18 protein-coding genes are annotated in these 17,622 nt (G+C 70.8%); 8 read left to right on the top strand and 10 right to left on the bottom strand.

What is annotated here, in order from left to right; genetic code table 11:
• The first annotated feature begins 188 nt into the window (after positions 1-188).
• From pdhA to ABEA26_RS29330, 3 genes are read left to right on the top strand one after another with little or no spacing between them, the layout of a single operon-like run.
• Positions 189-1,469, top strand: a complete 1,281-nt coding sequence (gene pdhA / locus ABEA26_RS29340; protein WP_345596381.1) for a pyruvate dehydrogenase (acetyl-transferring) E1 component subunit alpha — start codon at positions 189-191, stop codon at positions 1,467-1,469.
• 1 nt (position 1,470) lies between these two features.
• The gene (locus ABEA26_RS29335) at positions 1,471-2,451 is read left to right on the top strand and encodes an alpha-ketoacid dehydrogenase subunit beta (protein WP_345596380.1); all 981 of its coding nucleotides are present in this window, start codon (positions 1,471-1,473) and stop codon (positions 2,449-2,451) included.
• A 10-nt stretch (positions 2,452-2,461) separates the two neighbouring features.
• Positions 2,462-3,940, top strand: coding sequence for a dihydrolipoamide acetyltransferase family protein (locus ABEA26_RS29330; protein ID WP_345596379.1), 1,479 nt, complete (start codon positions 2,462-2,464; stop codon positions 3,938-3,940).
• 129 nt (positions 3,941-4,069) lie between these two features.
• Here ABEA26_RS29330 and ABEA26_RS29325 read toward each other — a convergent pair whose 3' ends face one another.
• The 3 genes from ABEA26_RS29325 to ABEA26_RS29315 all read right to left on the bottom strand — a co-directional run bounded on the left by ABEA26_RS29325 (position 4,070) and on the right by ABEA26_RS29315 (position 6,452).
• A complete protein-coding gene (locus tag ABEA26_RS29325) occupies positions 4,070-5,056 on the bottom strand; it encodes a DUF1648 domain-containing protein (RefSeq protein ID WP_345596378.1) in 987 nt (328 codons plus the stop codon).
• Positions 5,053-5,400, bottom strand: coding sequence for a GntR family transcriptional regulator (locus ABEA26_RS29320; RefSeq protein ID WP_345596377.1), 348 nt, complete (start codon positions 5,398-5,400; stop codon positions 5,053-5,055). Before ABEA26_RS29320 ends, ABEA26_RS29325 begins: the two co-directional genes overlap by 4 nt.
• Before the next feature lie 110 nt (positions 5,401-5,510).
• Positions 5,511-6,452, bottom strand: a complete 942-nt coding sequence (locus ABEA26_RS29315; RefSeq protein WP_345596376.1) for a D-alanyl-D-alanine carboxypeptidase family protein — start codon at positions 6,450-6,452, stop codon at positions 5,511-5,513.
• Positions 6,453-6,659: 207 nt separating this feature from the next.
• Between ABEA26_RS29315 and ABEA26_RS29310 the strand changes: the two genes are divergently transcribed.
• Together ABEA26_RS29310 and ABEA26_RS29305 are read left to right on the top strand one after the other, a co-directional pair.
• Positions 6,660-7,310: a GntR family transcriptional regulator gene (locus ABEA26_RS29310; RefSeq protein WP_345596375.1), complete on the top strand. Its 651-nt coding sequence runs from the start codon at positions 6,660-6,662 to the stop codon at positions 7,308-7,310.
• Positions 7,307-8,635 carry an MFS transporter gene (locus tag ABEA26_RS29305; protein ID WP_345596374.1) on the top strand — a complete coding sequence of 443 codons (1,329 nt, stop codon included), beginning with the start codon at positions 7,307-7,309 and terminating at the stop codon, positions 8,633-8,635. The genes ABEA26_RS29310 and ABEA26_RS29305 overlap by 4 nt, the downstream gene beginning before the upstream one ends.
• A 111-nt stretch (positions 8,636-8,746) precedes the next feature.
• On the opposite strand, the gene ABEA26_RS29300 is transcribed toward ABEA26_RS29305, so the two are convergent.
• Positions 8,747-9,571 (bottom strand): maleylpyruvate isomerase family mycothiol-dependent enzyme, encoded by an 825-nt coding sequence (locus ABEA26_RS29300; protein WP_345596373.1) that lies wholly within the window; start codon positions 9,569-9,571, stop codon positions 8,747-8,749.
• A 196-nt stretch (positions 9,572-9,767) separates the two neighbouring features.
• Here ABEA26_RS29300 and ABEA26_RS29295 point away from each other — a divergent pair, with 196 nt between their 5' ends.
• Positions 9,768-10,565: a carbon-nitrogen family hydrolase gene (locus tag ABEA26_RS29295; RefSeq protein WP_345596372.1), complete on the top strand. Its 798-nt coding sequence runs from the start codon at positions 9,768-9,770 to the stop codon at positions 10,563-10,565.
• Positions 10,566-10,613: 48 nt separating this feature from the next.
• On the opposite strand, the gene ABEA26_RS29290 is transcribed toward ABEA26_RS29295, so the two are convergent.
• On the bottom strand, positions 10,614-11,132 hold the full coding sequence (locus ABEA26_RS29290) for an LURP-one-related/scramblase family protein (protein ID WP_345596371.1): 519 nt from the start codon (positions 11,130-11,132) through the stop codon (positions 10,614-10,616).
• Positions 11,129-12,133, bottom strand: coding sequence for a helix-turn-helix domain-containing protein (locus ABEA26_RS29285; protein WP_345596370.1), 1,005 nt, complete (start codon positions 12,131-12,133; stop codon positions 11,129-11,131). The genes ABEA26_RS29290 and ABEA26_RS29285 overlap by 4 nt, the downstream gene beginning before the upstream one ends.
• A 67-nt stretch (positions 12,134-12,200) precedes the next feature.
• On the opposite strand from ABEA26_RS29285, the gene ABEA26_RS29280 reads away from it, so the two are divergent.
• Positions 12,201-12,593: a cupin domain-containing protein gene (locus ABEA26_RS29280; RefSeq protein ID WP_345596383.1), complete on the top strand. Its 393-nt coding sequence runs from the start codon at positions 12,201-12,203 to the stop codon at positions 12,591-12,593.
• Positions 12,594-12,657: 64 nt separating this feature from the next.
• Here ABEA26_RS29280 and ABEA26_RS29275 read toward each other — a convergent pair whose 3' ends face one another.
• The gene (locus tag ABEA26_RS29275) at positions 12,658-13,251 is read right to left on the bottom strand and encodes an XRE family transcriptional regulator (RefSeq protein WP_345596382.1); all 594 of its coding nucleotides are present in this window, start codon (positions 13,249-13,251) and stop codon (positions 12,658-12,660) included.
• 285 nt (positions 13,252-13,536) lie between these two features.
• Here ABEA26_RS29275 and ABEA26_RS29270 point away from each other — a divergent pair, with 285 nt between their 5' ends.
• Positions 13,537-13,731: a hypothetical protein gene (locus ABEA26_RS29270; RefSeq protein ID WP_345596369.1), complete on the top strand. Its 195-nt coding sequence runs from the start codon at positions 13,537-13,539 to the stop codon at positions 13,729-13,731.
• Between the two features lie 137 nt (positions 13,732-13,868).
• Here the strand turns inward: ABEA26_RS29270 and ABEA26_RS29265 are convergent, their stop codons facing one another.
• From ABEA26_RS29265 to ABEA26_RS29255, 3 genes are all read right to left on the bottom strand, one after another.
• Positions 13,869-14,120 carry a DUF6458 family protein gene (locus tag ABEA26_RS29265; protein WP_279564358.1) on the bottom strand — a complete coding sequence of 84 codons (252 nt, stop codon included), beginning with the start codon at positions 14,118-14,120 and terminating at the stop codon, positions 13,869-13,871.
• Positions 14,121-14,265: 145 nt separating this feature from the next.
• Complete coding sequence (locus tag ABEA26_RS29260) at positions 14,266-15,564, bottom strand: M18 family aminopeptidase (RefSeq protein ID WP_345596368.1); 1,299 nt, start codon at positions 15,562-15,564, stop codon at positions 14,266-14,268.
• A gap of 98 nt (positions 15,565-15,662) precedes the next feature.
• Positions 15,663-17,489 carry an acyl-CoA dehydrogenase gene (locus tag ABEA26_RS29255; protein WP_345596367.1) on the bottom strand — a complete coding sequence of 609 codons (1,827 nt, stop codon included), beginning with the start codon at positions 17,487-17,489 and terminating at the stop codon, positions 15,663-15,665.
• Between the last annotated feature and the right edge of the window lie 133 nt (positions 17,490-17,622).

Raw genomic sequence — 17,622 nt, 5'->3', positions numbered from 1 at the left:
TGCAGGTCAGGAAGGGTTTCACAGAAATGTGGAGCACTGGGTAACGTGCTGTTCGCAGGGCGCTCGCCGGGGCACCTGTCACGCCTGTTCCCGACCGGGCCGCACCCACCCTTGTGCGACCGCCGGGCCACAGGTGAGCCGCACTGGCTTCCGGCGAACCCGGGGGCCGGACCGACGGAGGAGCACACGTGACCGAGAGCACTGCCGCGCGCCAGCCGCGACGCAGCGCCGGAAGCAAGGCGACCGGTACCACCGGCACCAAAACCGGCACCAAGACCGGCACCAAGACCGGCACCAAGACCGGCACCACAGCCGCCAAGACCGCGGCCAAGTCCGGCACCACCCGCACCGCCGCTGCCGGGAAGGGCGCCGAGACGGAGCTGGTGCAGCTGCTGACGCCCGAGGGCGAACGCGTCGAGCCCGCCAAGAACTCCGCCTACGCCGAGTACGCCGGGTACGTCGCCGACATCACCCCCGACGAGCTGCGCGGCCTGTACCGCGACATGGTGCTCACCCGGCGCTTCGACGCCGAGGCCACCGCCCTGCAGCGCCAGGGCGAGCTGGGCCTGTGGGCCTCGCTGCTGGGGCAGGAGGCCGCCCAGATCGGCTCCGGCCGGGCCACCCGCGAGGACGACTACGTCTTCCCGACCTACCGCGAGCACGGCGTCGCCTGGTGCCGCGGGGTGGATCCGACCAACCTCCTCGGCATGTTCCGCGGCGTGAACAACGGCGGCTGGGACCCCAACAGCAACAACTTCCACCTGTACACGATCGTCATCGGCTCGCAGGCGCTGCACGCCACGGGCTACGCGATGGGCGTGGCCAAGGACGGCGCGGACTCCGCGGTGATCGCCTACTTCGGCGACGGCGCCTCCAGCCAGGGCGACGTCAGCGAGGCGTTCAACTTCGCCGCCGTCTACAACGCCCCCGTGGTGTTCTTCTGCCAGAACAACCAGTGGGCGATCTCCGAGTCCAACGAGAAGCAGACCCGGGTACCGCTCTACCAGCGCGCCCAGGGCTTCGGCTTCCCCGGCGTCCGCGTCGACGGCAACGACGCGCTGGCCTGCCTCGCGGTCACCCGGTGGGCGCTGGAGAGGGCGCGGCGCGGTGAGGGTCCGGCGCTGATCGAGGCGTACACGTACCGCATGGGCGCCCACACCACCTCGGACGACCCCTCCCGCTACCGGCACGACGACGAGCGCGCCGCCTGGGAGGCGAAGGACCCGATCCTGCGCCTTCGCCGCTTCCTGGAGTCCGCAAACCACGCGGACGAGGGATTCTTCGGGGAACTGGAGGCGGAGAGCGAGGCGTTGGGCAAGCGAGTACGCGAAGTGGTCCGTGCCATGCCGGACCCGGACCGTTTCGCCATCTTCGAGAACGTGTACGCGGACGGGCACGCGCTCGTCGACGAGGAGCGAGCCCAGTTCGCCGCTTACCAGGCGTCGTTCGCAGAGGCAGAGGGGGTCTGACATGGCTGCGGAAAAGATGGCGCTGGCCAAGGCGATCAACGCGTCGCTGCGCCGCGCGCTGGAGTCGGACCCGAAGGTCCTGATCATGGGTGAGGACGTCGGCAAGCTCGGCGGCGTCTTCCGGGTCACCGACGGTCTGCACAAGGACTTCGGCGAGGACCGGGTCATCGACACCCCGCTCGCCGAGTCCGGCATCGTCGGCACCGCCATCGGTCTCGCCCTGCGCGGCTACCGGCCGGTGGTGGAGATCCAGTTCGACGGCTTCGTCTTCCCGGCCTACGACCAGATCGTCACTCAGCTGGCGAAGATGCACGCCCGCTCGCTGGGCAAGGTCAAGATGCCGGTCGTCATCCGTATCCCCTACGGTGGTGGCATCGGCGCGGTCGAGCACCACTCCGAGTCCCCCGAGGCGCTGTTCGCGCACGTGGCGGGCCTGAAGGTGGTCTCCCCGTCGAATTCGGCGGACGCGTACTGGATGATGCAGCAGGCCATCCAGAGCGACGACCCGGTGATCTACTTCGAGCCCAAGCGGCGTTACTGGGACAAGGGCGAGGTGAACACGGAGGCGATCCCCGGCCCGCTGCACACCGCGCGCGTGGTGCGTGAGGGCACCGACCTCACGCTGGCCGCGTACGGCCCGATGGTGAAGCTCTGCCAGGAGGTCGCCGACGCGGCGGCCGAGGAGGGTCGCTCGCTGGAGGTGGTGGACCTGCGGTCCATCTCCCCGGTCGACTTCGACACGATCCAGGCTTCGGTGGAGAAGACCCGCCGCCTGGTCGTGGTCCACGAGGCGCCGGTGTTCCTGGGCTCGGGCGCGGAGATCGCGGCCCGGATCACGGAGCGCTGCTTCTACCACCTGGAGGCCCCGGTGCTGAGGGTCGGCGGCTACCACGCGCCGTACCCGCCGGCGCGTCTGGAGGAGGAGTACCTGCCCGACCTGGACCGGGTGCTGGATGCCGTCGACCGCTCGCTGGCGTACTGAGGAGAGGGCCGTGACGACGATGACCGAAGGGTCCGTACGCGAGTTCAAGATGCCCGACGTGGGCGAGGGACTCACCGAGGCGGAGATCCTCAAGTGGTACGTCCAGCCCGGTGACACGGTCACCGACGGACAGGTGGTGTGCGAGGTCGAGACGGCGAAGGCCGCCGTCGAGCTGCCCATTCCCTACGACGGTGTGGTCCGCGAGCTGCGCTTCCCCGAGGGCGCCACGGTCGACGTGGGCACGTCGATCATCGCGGTGGCCGTCGGCGACGGTGCGGCCGCCGCCGTGGAGGCACCGGCGCAGGCATCCGTCGAGGACGGCACGGGGGGCGCGCAGGCCGTGACCGGGGCGCCGGAGAAGGCGCCGGAGGAGAAGAAGCCGGAGGGCCGTCAGCCGGTCCTGGTCGGGTACGGGGTGTCCACTTCCGCGACCCGTCGCCGCCCCCGCAAGGGCGCGGAGACCCGGGTTCCGGCCACGGAGGCGTCGGAGGCGTCGGTGGCCTCGGCCGCGATCCAGTCCGAGATGAACGGTCACGGGCCGGCCCCGGTGACGAAGGGGTCGCGCCCGCTCGCCAAGCCCCCGGTGCGCAAGCTGGCCAAGGACCTCGGCGTCGACCTGGCCACGGTCGCCCCGACCGGCCCCGACGGCATCATCACGCGCGAGGACGTGCACGCGGCGGCGGCCCCGGCGCAGCAGGCCTCGGAGCCCGGGCCGGCACCGGCGGCGTCCGCCGCCGTGGCTCCCGTGGCCCCGTCCCCCGCCCCGGCCGCGGTGTCGTACGACGCGGCGCGCGAGACCCGTATCCCGGTCAAGGGCGTCCGCAAGGCGACGGCGGCGGCGATGGTCGGCTCGGCGTTCACGGCGCCGCACGTCACCGAGTTCGTCACGGTCGACGTGACGCGCACGATGAAGCTGGTCGAGGAGCTGAAGCAGGACAAGGAGTTCACGGGCCTGCGGGTGAATCCGCTCCTGCTGATCGCCAAGGCCCTGCTGGTCGCGATCAAGCGCAACCCGGACGTCAACGCATCCTGGGACGAGGCGGCGCAGGAGATCGTGGTCAAGCACTACGTCAACCTGGGCATCGCCGCGGCGACCCCGCGAGGCCTGATCGTCCCGAACATCAAGGACGCCCACGCCAAGACGCTTCCGCAGCTGGCGGGGTCCCTGGGCGAGCTGGTGTCGACGGCCCGGGAGGGCAAGACCTCCCCGGCCGCGATGCAGGCCGGCACGGTGACCATCACCAACGTCGGAGTCTTCGGCGTCGACACGGGCACGCCGATCCTCAATCCCGGCGAGTCCGCGATCCTCGCGGTCGGCGCGATCAAGCTCCAGCCGTGGGTGCACAAGGGCAACGTGAAGCCGCGTCAGGTGACCACCCTCGCGCTGAGCTTCGACCACCGCCTGGTCGACGGCGAGCTGGGCTCCAAGGTCCTCGCCGACGTGGCGGCGGTCCTGGAACAGCCCAAGCGACTGCTCACCTGGGCGTAACGCGCCGGAAGCACGAGAGACGGAGCCGCGCGTCCCGCATCGGGACGCGCGGCTCCGTCGTTCCCGGTCGGTGCGGGGCGCACGGTGTCTTCGAGGACGGCTCCCGCAGGGGCCGCTGACCGGCCGGTCTCAGGAAGCCCGCCCCGTGCGCAGCGCGTTGAGCAGGGCCGCGCCGCGTTCCGCGTCGTCGACGCTCACCGCGAAGTCCGTACGGCTGCCCCGGCGGCGTACGACCAGGCACTCCCCGGCGCGCAGCATCACCGTCGTGCCCAGGCCGCTGACGCGGTAGCCCCAGCCGCCGACCTGGGCGGGCTCGCGGATCTCGGAGCGCGCCGTGTCGATGTCGTCGGGCGCCCAGCGCCGGGCGGGCCAGCCGAAGGGGCCGAAGGAAACCTCCAGGCCACGCTCCGAGACGCGCGCCTGCACCGAGGAGCACAGGGCGCAGGCGAGGGACACGGCGGCGCAGCCGGCGAACAGCGCCCACAGGGTGCCGGGGGAGGCCAGGCCGACGATCAGGGCGATCAGCGCCGCCGCGGCCACCAGGCCGGCCACGGCCGCCAGCAGTTGGAGCCAGGGGTTGGCGGCCCGGGAGAACCACGCCAGTCGCCGGCCCTTCGGGAGGCTGAGCGCGGGGGCGTCGCCGCCGGGTGTCGTGCTGTCGGCCGAGGCGCTCGTCCGTCGGGTGACGACCAGCCACGCCGCCACTCCCGCGATCGGCGCCAGTACGAGGGCCGCGACGACCCACGCGGTCGGCTGACTGGCCTGGTGCCAGTCGGCGCGGTCCAGGTTGGACCGGACGACGGCGGCCTGCGCGCCCGCCAGGACGATGCCGGTGGGGAGCAGGGTCGCGGTGACCCAGGGACGTGCCGCCGGACCGGCCCGCATCATCGGGACGGTGACCACCGCCGCCGTCACCAGCCAGATCAGTGCCGGAACGACCGAGGCCGCCCACAGGGGCATCGAGCCGTCCGGGGTGCTTCCGTCCAGGTTCCAGTGGGTCGCCAGCCGGTCCGGCAGCCGCTCCCGCGCCACGAAGGGCAGCCCGGCGAGTACGGCCGTGACACCGACCGTCCACACCGCGACCGTCGTCCGAACCGCCACAGTCCTGTCTCTCACGGCATCCCCCTGATCATGTCGATCACATCGGTCCTGCTGTAGCCCAGCCGTGCGGCCTCGGCGACCAGCTCCCGTACGCGGATCTGCAGTCCGGAGTGCGGTCGGGCGCCCTCGGCCACGGTCACTCCCCGGCCCCGGCGGAACTCCAGCAGGCCCTCGTCCCGCAGGCCGCGCAGGCCGCGCAGCACGGTGTTGACGTTGACGTCCAGGGCCTGGGAGAGGTCACGCGCCGAGGGGAGACGGTCCCCGGGGGCGCACTCCCCCTCGGCGATGGCACGTCGGATGGCGCCGGCGACCTGCTCGTGCAGGGGGCGGGTGTCGTTCTTGTCCAGACTCAGCAGCATGGTGCTAATGAAACTATCACCATGTGTTCCATCGGTCCAAAGGGCCGGGGCGGAGAGAACGGGCCCGTCGCGGCGGCGACGGACCCGTGGGGAGGCGGGAGGGGCGGGGCTCAGCTCGGCCTGGCGAAGCCGTGGTTCATGAGCTTCGTCGCGTCCTTGGCGCGCTGGGCCGAGGACGAGGAGGTCAGTACCGTGCCGATGACGGTCCTGCCCTTGCGGGTCGCGGCGAAGACCAGGCAGTACTTGGCCTCCGGACCCGACCCGGTCTTCACGCCGATCGCGCCGCTGTAACTGCCGAGCAGCGTATTGGTGTTGGTCCAGGGCGCCATGGTGCGGGTGCCGCCCTTCTTGGTGATCGTCCTCGCCGTGTACTTTCTCGTCTTCACGATCGTGCGGAAGGTGGAGCTCTTCATCGCACTGCTCGCGAGTTTCGTCAGATCGCGCGGCGTGGAGTGGTTCTTTCCGTTGCCGATGCCGTCGAACGAGTCGAAGCGCGTGTTCTTCATGCCGAGGCTCTTGGCGGTGGAGTTCATCCTGCCGATGAACGACTTCACCCGGGCCGCCCGCGTCCTGCCCGTGCCGAACCTGTCGGCCAGCGCGTACGCGGCGTCGCAGCCGGATGGCAGCATCAGCCCGTACAGCAGCTGCCGGACCGTCACCCGGTCTCCGACGATCAGGCGTGCTGAGGAGGCGTTCTTCGACACGATGTAGTCGCTGTACGCCATCTGGATCGTGACCTTGGCGTCCAGGTTCAGTTTGGGCTGGGAGAGCACGACCCTGGCGGTCATGATCTTGGTGGTGGAGCCGGTGGCGCGCTTGGTGTCCGCGGCCTTGGTGTAGAGCGACCCGCCGTTCGCGTTGTCCATCAGGAAGCCGCCCCTGGCGACGATCGAGGGTGCGGCGGCGGCCCGGGCGGGAGCGAGCGCTGCCGGCGCGGGTGCGATGGCCTGCGCCGGTGTGGTGGTGAGGGCTCCGGTCGCGAGTACGGCGCCGCCGGTCAGCGCGGCGACGACGGTTCTGCGGAGGCGGATGCCCTGAATGACGTCTGACACGTCGAGTACCCCGGTTTCGGTGAATTCCCCTGAGACGCGGTCGAGTTGTGGTCGTTTCGGTGCCGGCTGCGCCCGTTCGGCATGTGAGTAGCACGGACGGCGGCGTGGTGGCCGGGGACGGTTCACCGTGTCCCCCTGATGAGTGGCCGCACGTCCGCATGCTGGACCAGGATCTTCTTGCGTCCCTGTTGTATCTATCCTGTCGGCATGACCACGGCAGTGAGGCAACCCCCAGCGGCGGACCGCGTCTACACCCACGTCAAGCAGGGCGTCCTCGAGCGCCGCTACGAGGGCGGGACCCTGCTCACCGAGGGTGAGCTCGCCGAGGCCGTGGGAGTCTCCCGCACGCCGGTGCGCGAGGCGCTGCTACGGCTGGAGGCCGAGGGGCTGATCCGGCTCTACCCGAAGAAGGGCGCGCTGGTCCTGCCCGTCTCCGCGCAGGAGATCGCGGACGTGGTGGAGACCCGGCTGCTGGTCGAGGAGCACGCGGCGCGCAAGGCCGTACCCGCCCCGCCGGCCCTCGTGGAGCGACTGGCGGAGCTGCTCGACCGGCAGAAGGAGCAGGCCGCCGCCGGTGACTTCGCCGCCGCCTCCGTCACCGACCGCCGCTTCCACGCCGAGATCGTCCGCAGTGGCGGCAACGAGATCCTCTCCCGCCTCTACGACCAGCTCCGCGACCGCCAGCTGCGCATGGGCGTCGCCGTCATGCACTCCCACCCCGACCGGATCGCCAAGACCCTCGCCGAGCACGAGGAGATCCTCGAGGCGCTGCGCGCCGGGGACGCGGAGACGGCCGTCGGTGTGGTCCACCGGCACGTGGGCTGGTTCTCGCACCTGGCCCGGGGGGAGGTCCGATGAGTTCGACCACGTCGGGCGGGAAGACGCTGCCCGGAGATCCTCCCCCGGAGGGGGGACCCCCAGGCGGTCGGCGCGCGATCGCCGTCTGGAGCGTCGGCGTCTCGGTCTACTTCGTCGCCGTCATCTTCCGTACGTCCCTGGGTGTGGCCGGTCTCGACGCCGTCGACCGCTTCCATGTCAACGCCTCCGCCCTGTCCACCTTCTCCATCCTCCAGCTGCTGGTCTACGCCGGTATGCAGATACCCGTCGGCCTGCTGGTCGACCGGCTCGGCACGAAGAAGGTGCTGGGCATCGGAGTCGTGCTGTTCACGGTCGGGCAGCTGGGCTTCGCCTTCTCCCCCTCGTACGGCATGGCGCTCGCCTCGCGGGCGCTGCTCGGCTGCGGGGACGCGATGACGTTCATCAGCGTGCTGCGGCTGGGCACCCGCTGGTTCCCCGCCAGGCGCGGGCCGATGGTCGCCCAACTCGCCGGGCTGGTCGGCATGGCGGGCAACCTGGTCTCCACCCTCGTTTTGGCCCGGCTGCTGCACGGCATCGGGTGGACCGCGGCGTTCGCGGGAAGCGCGCTGGCGGGTGTGGTCGTCCTCGTCCTGCTGCTGCTCTTCCTGAAGGACCACCCCGAGGGGCACGAGCCGGAGCCGCTGGGGCGTCAGGGGGCCGCGTACGTACGGCGGCAGATCGCCATGTCGTGGCGGGAGCCGGGGACGCGGCTCGGCCTGTGGGTGCACTTCACCACCCAGTTCCCGGCGATGGTGTTCCTGCTGCTGTGGGGGATGCCGTTCCTGGTCGAGGCGCAGAGCCTGTCCCGGGCCACGGCCGGCGGGCTGCTCACCCTCGTCGTGCTGTCCAACATGACGGTCGGCCTGGTCTACGGCCAGGTCATCGCCCGGCACCACGCGGCCCGGCTGCCGCTGGCGCTGGGCACGGTGGGCGCGACGGCACTCCTGTGGGCGGCGACGCTCGCCTATCCGGCCGACCACGCGCCGATGTGGCTGCTCGTCGTATTGTGCACGGTGCTGGGCGCGTGCGGTCCGGCGTCGATGATCGGCTTCGACTTCGCGCGGCCGGCGAATCCGCCGGAGCGGCAGGGGACGGCGTCCGGGATCACGAACATGGGGGGCTTCGTGGCGTCGATGACGACGCTGTTCGCGGTCGGGGTGCTGCTGGACGCGACCGGGGACGACTACACGGTGGCCTTCTCGTCGGTCTTCGTGCTCCAGGCGGTCGGGGTGTCGCAGATCCTGCGGCTGCGGAAGCGGGCGGTCCGCAGGGAGCGGGAGCGGTTGGTCGCCAGCCGGGTGGAGACGGTGCACGTTCCCGTGTAGGTACCCGGCGTGGGTGCCGGCCGGGCTGGGGGCCTGCCGCCCCCAGACCCCCGCTTCGGCCTGGACGGCCTCGTCCTCAAACGCCGGACGGGCTGAGGATACTCACCGGCGTCACTGCGTGACCGTGAAGTTGCGAAGGATCGCCGTCGTCAGATCCTGGTCGCCCTCCGTCTTGATGCGGTCCGCCGCCGCGGCCGGGGTCACGCGGCCGCAGGCCAGGCGGACGTAGGTCTCCCAGTCGAGGGTGAGGGTGGCGGCCGGGCCGAGGGCGGGGGCCGTTTCCAGGGTGCCGCGGCCCTGGATGTCGACGCGGATCGTGCGCAGGAACTCGACCGGGCCGTGCACGTCGAAGACGACGGCGGAGCTGCGCGGTGCCTGGGCGCGCTCGGCGACGACACCCGGCAGCTCGGCGAGCAGCACGTCACGGGCGACGTGCGCGCCGGGGGAGTCGAGGTTGCCGGGACGGCCGAGGGTCGCGCGCAGGTCCTGCTCGTGCGCCCACACGTCGAAGGCGTGCCGGCGCATCGCCTCCTCCAGGGTCAGCTCGGTGCCGAGCGGGCCGCGCACCTTCGTGCCGGGGTCCCGCGACTCGTTCCGCAGCTGGCGGTTGCGCCGGATGATCATGTACTCCAGCTCGGACGTCATCTCCGGCGCCGTGTGGTGGCGGCGGACGTCGACCTGCATCTCCATGTAGCGCTGGTGGTCGTTGGTGACGTGGAAGAGGTCGCGCGGGAGCGTGTGGATGGGGCGCGGGTCGCCGAGCATCTCGGAGTCCAGACCCAGCACGTGGGAGACGACGTCGCGCACCGACCAGCCCGGGCAGGGGGTGCGGCGGTTCCACTCTGCCTCCACAAGCGGCTGGACCAGCTCGGTTATCGCCTCGATGGAGTGAGTCCAGGCGTCGGCGTAGGGCTGGAGAGTGGGATGCAGACTCACGGAACGGGACCCCTCGGGCGGTCGGTACACGGGCGGTTGTTTCGGCGGCGGTGCCTGTGGGAGGTGGCGGCGGTCAGTGGGCGTGTTGAGACGCTAAGTTACGCTGCTGTGCGGTACCCCGGCAGTGCTTTCGTGTGACGATCGTAGGCCGTGTGGACACCCTTGGGGACGGCCCGAATGGCAGGACGGTGACAGCGTGCGTGCCTCTTTGATCCAAATCGCCGTGAATGCGGATGAATCCGTGGAAGCGCGCCGTCGGCGGGCGGCATCGCTGGTACGGGAACAGGCGGGCGTCGCCGATCTCGTCGTACTGCCGGAGCTGTGGACCACGGGCGCGTTCGCCTTCGAGGAGTTCGGCTCGGCGGCCGAGCCGGTGGAGGGCCCGACGTACGAGGCGATGGCGAAGGCGGCGAGCGACGCGGGTGTGTGGCTGCACGCGGGGTCCGTCCCCGAGCGCGCCCCGGACGGCCGGCTCTACAACACCTCTCTCGTCTTCACCCCCTCCGGTGATCTGGCCGCCGCCTACCGCAAGATCCACCGGTTCGGCTTCGACAAGGGCGAGGCCGTGCTGATGGGCGCGGGGAGCGAGCTGGTGACGGTCCGTCTGCCCGGGACGGCCCTTGGCTTGGCGACCTGCTACGACCTCCGTTTCCCCGAACTCTTCCGCGGCCTCGTCGACGCCGGTGCCGAGACGCTCGTCGTCCCGGCGGGCTGGCCGGAGCGCCGCCGGTCCCACTGGACGCTCCTGGCACAGGCACGGGCGGTGGAGAACCAGGCGTTCGTCCTCGCGTGTGGAACGGCCGGGACACATGCCGGAGTTCCGCAGGCCGGTCACTCGATCGTGGTCGATCCGTGGGGAGAGGTGCTGGCGGAGGCCGGTGCGGACGAGGAGGTCCTCACGGCGGAGTTCGACCCGGTGGAGGTGGCGCGGACCCGTGAGCAGTTCCCGGCCCTGAAGGACCGGGTGCTGGGGCTGGAGACGCCGGGGCGGTAACCGCGCGGAGGAGGGGGAGCGACGACGGGCTCGGTCGGGCCGGAGGGCTCAGCCCCCTTTCGCCTCCCCCTCCCCCGCCTTCTCCCGCTCCTTCTCCGCCAGGTGGATCACGCAGACCGCCAGCGCGATCAGCAGCGCCGGGTCCGCGTCGTCCCGGACGACGTCGACGCCGTAGGTGTCCCGCACGGTCAGCCACCGCCGCGAGACGACGGCCAGCAGCTCACCGTCGTACTCGATGGCGAACTCCCGGTCGAACACCTTGCCGCTGACGTCCAGCTCGGTGCCGTCGGCCAGGGCGACCCGGTAGTGGTTGCGCAGCAGGGACAGCCGCTTGCGCCTGATCCGCGCCAGCGGCTCACCGCCCCGCTCGAGCACCATCGTGTCGCGCAGGGCGAACATCTTCTGGTGGATGCCGATGACGACGTTCCCCCGGGCGTCCTTCAGCTCCCAGGTGTCCCGCAGCCGCATCGCCTTGCCGTCGACGAGGAAGGCCTTGTCGCCGTTGTCGTCCTCGATCCAGTAGTCGTCACCGAAGCCGAGGAGCCGGTCGTACACGAGGAATCTCATGAGGTGATCGCTTCCCCCACGCCCGGGCCGAAACGCCGCCGGTAGGCCGACGGGCTGAGCCCGGTCTCGCGCCGCAGCCGCGCCCGCAGGTTCGCTGCGGTCCCCAGCCCGCTGCGGGCCGCCACCACGTCCAGCCGCTCCTCCCCGCGCTCCATCAGCCGCCGGGCGAGGGTCACGCGCTCGGCCGTCAGCCAGGCGAGCGGCGTCGTCCCCAGTTGGGCCCGGAAACGCCGGTGCAGGGTCGCCGGTGACACCGCCGCGCGCTCCGCGAGGTCCGTCACGGTCAGTGGCTCGCCCAGCCGCTCCTGCGCCCACTCCAGCAGGGGCGCGAGCGACTCGTCGGGCACGTGCGGCACCGGCCGCTCCACGAACTGCCGCTGCCCGCCGTCCCGGTGCGCGGCGAACACCAGTCGCCGGGAGACGGCGTTGGCGATCTCGGCGCCGTGGTCCTGGCGCCAGATGTGCAGCCCGAGGTCGAGCGCGGCCGCACTGCCCGCGGCGGTGAGGATGTCGCCCTCGTCCACGAACAGCACGCCAGGCTCCAGCAGCACCCTCGGGTGCAGTCGGCGGAAGGAGTCCGTCCACAGCCAGTGGGTGGCGGCCCGCCGTCCGTCCAGCAGCCCGGCCTCGGCGAGCGCGAAGCTGCCGGTGCAGAGGCTGACGACGCGGGCACCACGCGCGTGCGCGCGCCGGACGGCGTTCAGGACGGCGGGGCCGCGCGGTACGACGTTGTCCGGCCGGCCGGGGACGACGAGCGTGTCCGCCGCGTCGGCGGTGTCCAACCCGGGCACGTCGGTGAGCGTGAGGAACCCGTGGTTCATCCGAATCGCGGGCGTCGGCCCGCACAGCGACACCTCGTACAGCGGCTCGGCAAGCCCCAGCTCGGGCCGCGGCAGCCCGAACAGTTCGGTGGCACAGCCGACCTCGAACGGATTGGTGCCCTCGTCGACGATCACGGAGACCCGGTGCGGGCGCGGTGGCTGAGAGGATCCTTGCGGCATGTGCGATTTCTAGCACTCGTCCGGCGGACACGGCACACCCCACGATGGCGTCATGTCACAGGAACTCATGTCACAGGAACCCGTCTCCCTGGCCTCCGCCCTCGCGTCCTTCACCGAGCAGTGGAGCCCGCGCATCGTCACCGCCGTCAACGACTACGACGTCCGTGTCGCCAAGGCCGAGGGCGAGCACATCTGGCACGTGCACGACCACACCGACGAGTTCTTCCTGGTGCTCGACGGCGAACTTCACATCGCTCTGCGCGGACCCGACGGCGAACGCACGGTCGTCCTGCCCAAGGGCTCGGTCTTCACCGTCCCGCGCGGCACGGAACACAAGCCGTACGCCTCCGTCCCGACCCAGATCCTGCTCCTCGAACCGACGGGAACGTCGACCGTGGGCGACCGGCACGAAGAGGTGCCCGCCCACGTGGACGCCACGACGGGACACGCGCTGACGTGAGTGCCGGTCGGTGACGCCGCCTTCCTTGGTCTCTGGGCGGCTCCGGTCCCCGGCCGCGACCAGCTCAAGTACGGGGTTCAGGGACCCGCGCCTCAGCCCGCCCCCACAGCTCCTCGCTGTGTTCCGCGAATCGGTCGAACATGCCTCCGCCGCCGTGCCGACGTAGGTGCAGCAGCGGGGAGTCGTGGCCCACCAGTCGCGCGAGATGGGGCGTCACCAGGGCGTCGTCATCGAAACGGAACACGGACAGGCTGACGTGGTTGATGGCGTCCTCCGGTGCGGAGACGCGTGTCTCCACGCCTTCCACCGGCCCGAGGCGGTCCAGGTGTTCCAGCGTGATGCCGATGCGCGTCGAAACGGACAAGGCGACGTCTTCGACGGTCTCTCGTTGCCGGGTCACTTCACCATTCGGGTCTCCGAGCAGGAACCGCACGCGGCATCCCGCGTCCGCCTTGCGTCGGACTGTGTCGGCGAAGTGGGGAACCTGGGCCCAGAAGAAGTAGTTCGTGTAGCCGGCGAGGAACAGGTCCACTTCCGCCGACTCCGCAAGCTCGGTCCAGACCGTCGACGGGCACGCGGACCGGTACGGGTAGCTGTGGACCAGCTCGCGGTCGGTCCCGGTCTTCACACGGTCTTGTACAGCCTTCGGCCACAACATCTCTTCGTCCACTCCCAGCGCCCGGCAGGCGTCCGCTCGGTTTCTCGCGTGTGGTGTGAGGTCAGGATTGCTCAGCCATCGTTCCACCTGCTTCGCCGATACCCCGGCGCGGTACGCGAGCTGGCGAGCGGACAAACCCGCGTTGTGCATGGCGCACTGAAGGGCATCGTTCAAGTCAACCCCCGCAAACGGCCCTTTTGGGCTTTCTTCGACGCTAGTGCTCAACGTTCCAACTGTCCGCCGTACGGCCGAGATACGTCCGCAAGGGTGGGCCGCGATCCGGTCATGACCGAACCCACGCGATACAGCACGCCACCCGTTGAACTGCCACTGCGCCTGGACCAGCAACCGACACCGGTCGAAGGGTGCGCGGGGTGCGCCGAACTCACTGCCGTACGTGACCGGGCGCGAGCCGTGGGCGACATGACGACCGTGACCGACTGCGATGTCTTCCTGCGGCGACACCCCGCGGGGCACTGATGGTCACGCGGGAGGAGTCGGAAAGCGGGGCCGGAGGAAGGCTCCGGACGTGCGGGCCCCCGCACGACGTGGTCAGGAGCCACGGGGTCCTGGTCGCCGCCAGGGGCCGGCCCGGCGCCTGGCGGCCGTGGTGGGGCTCAGGCGCCGTAGCCGTTGTTGTAGCCGTCCCGGGTGTGGTGGTGGGGCCGTTCCTCGACGACCGGGGTCGTCGGCGGCATCACGACGCGGCGGCGCCGGGCGATGCTGCTGAACGTCGCCACGCCGATCAGGCCGACGATCATGAAGATGACACCGACCAGGTCGAGGTTGACGCCCTGCATGTCCCAGTCGGTCGCGAACGTGAGGATGGCTCCCACGGCGATGAGGATGATGCACCCGCCGAGGCCCATGAGTGTCGCCTCCCTGTAGATCCGGTCGGTTCCGGGTTTCCGGTCGATCCGGTTCCGTGCGGGTACCCCCGGCCGGAACACCCATGCGACGCAGGGGTGTTCCGGCCGGGCACGCTCGGGGCCCGGCGCCCGGCCGAGCGCCGGCTCAGCCCTCCAGGAACGCCACCAGCGCGTTCGCCAGCAGGTGCGGGTCGTCGGCGCCGCACAACTCCCGGGCGCTGTGCATCGAGAGGATCGCGGCGCCGATGTCGACGGTGCTGATGCCGTGCCGGGCGGCGGTGATCGGGCCGATGGTCGTGCCGCACGGCATGGCGTTGTTGGAGACGAAGGTCTGGAAGGGGACGTTCGCCTTCTCGCAGGCGGCGGCGAACACCGCGCGGCCCGAACCGTCCGTCGCGTAGCGGTTGTTGACGTTGACCTTGAGGATGGGGCCGCCGTTGACCCGCGGGTGGTGCGTCGGGTCGTGCCGCTCCGCGTAGTTGGGGTGGACGGCGTGGCCCGTGTCGGAGGACAGGCAGACGGTACCGGCGAAGGCGCGCGCCCGGTCCTCGTACGAGCCGCCGCGCGCGAAGACCGAGCGTTCCAGCACGCTGCCGAGGAGCGGGCCGTCGGCGCCGGTGTCCGACTGGGAGCCGGTCTCCTCGTGGTCGAAGGCGGCCAGGACCGGGATGTACGGGAGGTCCGCGCCGGAGGCGGCGACCGCGGCCAGGGCGGCCACGCCGGCGTGCACGGACAGGAGGTTGTCCATCCGGGGCCCGGCCACCAGGTCCTTGTCGCGGCCCAGGTAGGCCGGGGGCTCCACGGAGTGGGTCATCAGGTCCCAGCCGGTGACCTCGCCCCGGGAGAGCCCCGCCTCGTCCTCCAGGAAGGCGATCAGGTCGCCGTCACCGACGGTGTCGCCCAGGCCCCAGACGGGCTGGAGGTGGCGCTGCTTGTCGAGCTTGAGGCCGTCCGCGGACACGTTGCGGTCCATGTGGATGGCGAGTTGCGGGACGCGGAGCAGCGGGCGGTCGACGTTGACCAGGCGGGTCGTGCCGTCGCGCAGGGTGAGGCGGCCGGCCAGGCCCAGGTCGCGGTCCAGCCAGGAGTTCATCAGGGGGCCGCCGTAGATCTCCACGGCCACCTGGCGCCAGCCGTGCGCCCCGCTGTCGGGGCGGGGCTTCACGCGCAGGTTGGGGGAGTCGGTGTGCGCGCCGACGATGCGGAAGGGGGTGTGCGGGGCCGCGCCCTCGGGGACGTACCAGGCCACGATCGCGCCGCCGCGCAGCACGTACTTGCCGCCGGAGGTCCCCTCCCAGGCGTCCGTCTCCGCGACCTGCCGGAAGCCGGCCTTCTCGAGCCGCTCGGCGGCACTCGCCACGGCGTGGTACGGCGTGGGGCCGGCCGCGAGGAAGGACATGAGGTCGTCGGTGTGGCCGCGGTCGAAGCGGGAGGGTGCGCTCATGGGGTTCACCTTAACGACGTGCGAGGGCCCGCTTCCCGTGCGGCGGGAGCGGGCCCTCGTGAGGGTGTGTGGAATTGGTGGAGGGGGGCGGGCGGGTCCTAGAAGGCGGCCTCGTCCAGCTCCATCAGGTCCAGCTCGACGCCCTGGGCGATCTTGCGGGCCATGGTGACGCCGGGCAGGACGTTGGCCGCGAAGAACTTCGCGGCGGCGATCTTGCCGGTGTAGAAGGACACGTCCTTGGCGGACGCGGTCGGCAGCTTCTCGGCGGCGATGGCGGCGCCCTTGAGGAGCAGGTAGCCGACGATCACGTCACCGGAGGCGAGGAGCAGGCGGGTGGTGTTGAGGCCCACCTTGTAGATGTTCTTGACGTCCTGCTCGGTGGAGGCGAGGTCGGTGAGCATGAGGCCGACGACGGCCTCCAGCTCGACGGCGGCCTTGGCCAGGTGCTCGCGGGCGCCGGACAGCTCCTCGCCGCCGGTGCCGAGGGCGAGGAACTTCTTGATGTCCTCGGCGAGCGAGTTCAGCGCGGCGCCCTGGTTGCGGACGATCTTCCGGAAGAAGAAGTCCTGGCCCTGGATCGCCGTGGTGCCCTCGTACAGGGTGTCGATCTTGGCGTCGCGGATGTACTGCTCGATCGGGTACTCCTGCAGGAAGCCGGAGCCGCCGAAGGTCTGGAGCGACTGGGCGAGCTGCTCGTACGCCTTCTCCGAGCCGTAGCCCTTGACGATCGGCAGGAGCAGGTCGTTGAGGGCGTGCTCGGTGGCGGCGTCCTCGCCGTTCGTCTCCTTGACCTGGATCTCGTCCTGGACGGAGGCCGTGTACATCACCAGCGCGCGCATGCCCTCGGCGTACGCCTTCTGCGTCATGAGGGCGCGGCGGACGTCCGGGTGGTGCGTGATGGTGACCTTGGGGGCCGTCTTGTCCATGAAGTTGGCCAGGTCGGGGCCCTGGACGCGCTCCTTGGCGTACTCCAGGGCGTTGAGGTAGCCGGTGGAGAGGGTGGAGATCGCCTTCGTGCCGACCATCATCCGCGCGAACTCGATGATGCGGAACATCTGGCGGATGCCGTCGTGCTTGTCGCCGATCAGCCAGCCCTTGGCGGGGTGGCGGTCGCCGAAGGTCATCTCGCAGGTGTTGGAGGCCTTCAGGCCCATCTTGTGCTCGACGTTGGTGGCGTAGACGCCGTTGCGCTCGCCGAGCTCGCCGGTCTCGAAGTCGAACTCGTACTTCGGGACGAGGAAGAGGGACAGGCCCTTGGTGCCGGGGCCGGCGCCCTCGGGGCGGGCGAGGACGTAGTGGAGGATGTTCTCCGACATGTCGTGCTCGCCGGACGTGATGAAGCGCTTGACGCCCTCGATGTGCCAGGAGCCGTCCTCCTGCTGGACCGCCTTGGTGCGGCCGGCGCCGACGTCCGAGCCCGCGTCCGGCTCGGTGAGCACCATGGTGGAGCCCCACTGCTTCTCGACGGCGAAGGACGCGATGTGCTTCTGCGCCTCGTTGCCCTCCTCGAAGAGGATGCCCGCGAACGCCGGGCCGGAGGAGTACATCCACACGGCCGGGTTGGCGCCGAGGATCAACTCCGCGTAGGCCCAGATGAGGGAGCGGGGCGAGGTGGTGCCGCCGATCTCCTCGGGCAGGCCCAGGCGCCAGTACTCGGAGTCCATGAAGGCCTGGTAGCTCTTCTTGAAGGACGCCGGGACCGGCGCGGTGTTCGTCTCGGGGTCGAAGACCGGCGGGTTGCGGTCGGCGTCGGTGAAGGACTCGGCCAGCTCGTTCTCCGAGAGGCGGGTCAGCTCCTCCAGGACGCTCTTGGCGGTGTCCGTGTCCATCTCCGCGAACGGGCCGGTGCCGTAAACCTTGTCACGGCCGAGCACCTCGAAGAGGTTGAACTCGATGTCCCGGAGATTCGGCTTGTAGTGCCCCATGGCGACGGCTCCGTTGAGAGATCGGCGAGGCACTGGCTCCTCGCATCTGTACACATACCAACTACACGTACCGAGTAGTAGCCACGATGATGCTACCCGTCGGTAATAAGAAGCAACCCCGAGCCGGACATCT

Origin of the sequence: Streptomyces marokkonensis (assembly GCF_039539045.1) — a bacterium.
Taxonomy (GTDB): domain Bacteria; phylum Actinomycetota; class Actinomycetes; order Streptomycetales; family Streptomycetaceae; genus Streptomyces; species Streptomyces marokkonensis.
The sequence above is the reverse complement of the archived record's forward strand: the minus strand, read 5'-3'. Positions and strand labels throughout refer to the sequence as shown.

Excerpts from the sequence above, each read along its gene's own strand:
- ABEA26_RS29335 (WP_345596380.1), top strand. The coding sequence starts at position 1,471 with ATGGCTGCGGAAAAGATGGCGCTGGCCAAGGCGATCAACGCGTCGCTG.
- ABEA26_RS29320 (WP_345596377.1), bottom strand. The coding sequence starts at position 5,400 with ATGCTGCTGAGTCTGGACAAGAACGACACCCGCCCCCTGCACGAGCAG.
- ABEA26_RS29310 (WP_345596375.1), top strand. The coding sequence starts at position 6,660 with ATGACCACGGCAGTGAGGCAACCCCCAGCGGCGGACCGCGTCTACACC.
- ABEA26_RS29305 (WP_345596374.1), top strand. The coding sequence starts at position 7,307 with ATGAGTTCGACCACGTCGGGCGGGAAGACGCTGCCCGGAGATCCTCCC.
- ABEA26_RS29290 (WP_345596371.1), bottom strand. The coding sequence starts at position 11,132 with ATGAGATTCCTCGTGTACGACCGGCTCCTCGGCTTCGGTGACGACTAC.
- ABEA26_RS29285 (WP_345596370.1), bottom strand. The coding sequence starts at position 12,133 with ATGCCGCAAGGATCCTCTCAGCCACCGCGCCCGCACCGGGTCTCCGTG.
- ABEA26_RS29280 (WP_345596383.1), top strand. The coding sequence starts at position 12,201 with ATGTCACAGGAACCCGTCTCCCTGGCCTCCGCCCTCGCGTCCTTCACC.
- ABEA26_RS29275 (WP_345596382.1), bottom strand. The coding sequence starts at position 13,251 with ATGTTGTGGCCGAAGGCTGTACAAGACCGTGTGAAGACCGGGACCGAC.
- ABEA26_RS29270 (WP_345596369.1), top strand. The coding sequence starts at position 13,537 with ATGACCGAACCCACGCGATACAGCACGCCACCCGTTGAACTGCCACTG.
- ABEA26_RS29265 (WP_279564358.1), bottom strand. The coding sequence starts at position 14,120 with ATGGGCCTCGGCGGGTGCATCATCCTCATCGCCGTGGGAGCCATCCTC.
- ABEA26_RS29260 (WP_345596368.1), bottom strand. The coding sequence starts at position 15,564 with ATGAGCGCACCCTCCCGCTTCGACCGCGGCCACACCGACGACCTCATG.
- ABEA26_RS29255 (WP_345596367.1), bottom strand. The coding sequence starts at position 17,489 with ATGGGGCACTACAAGCCGAATCTCCGGGACATCGAGTTCAACCTCTTC.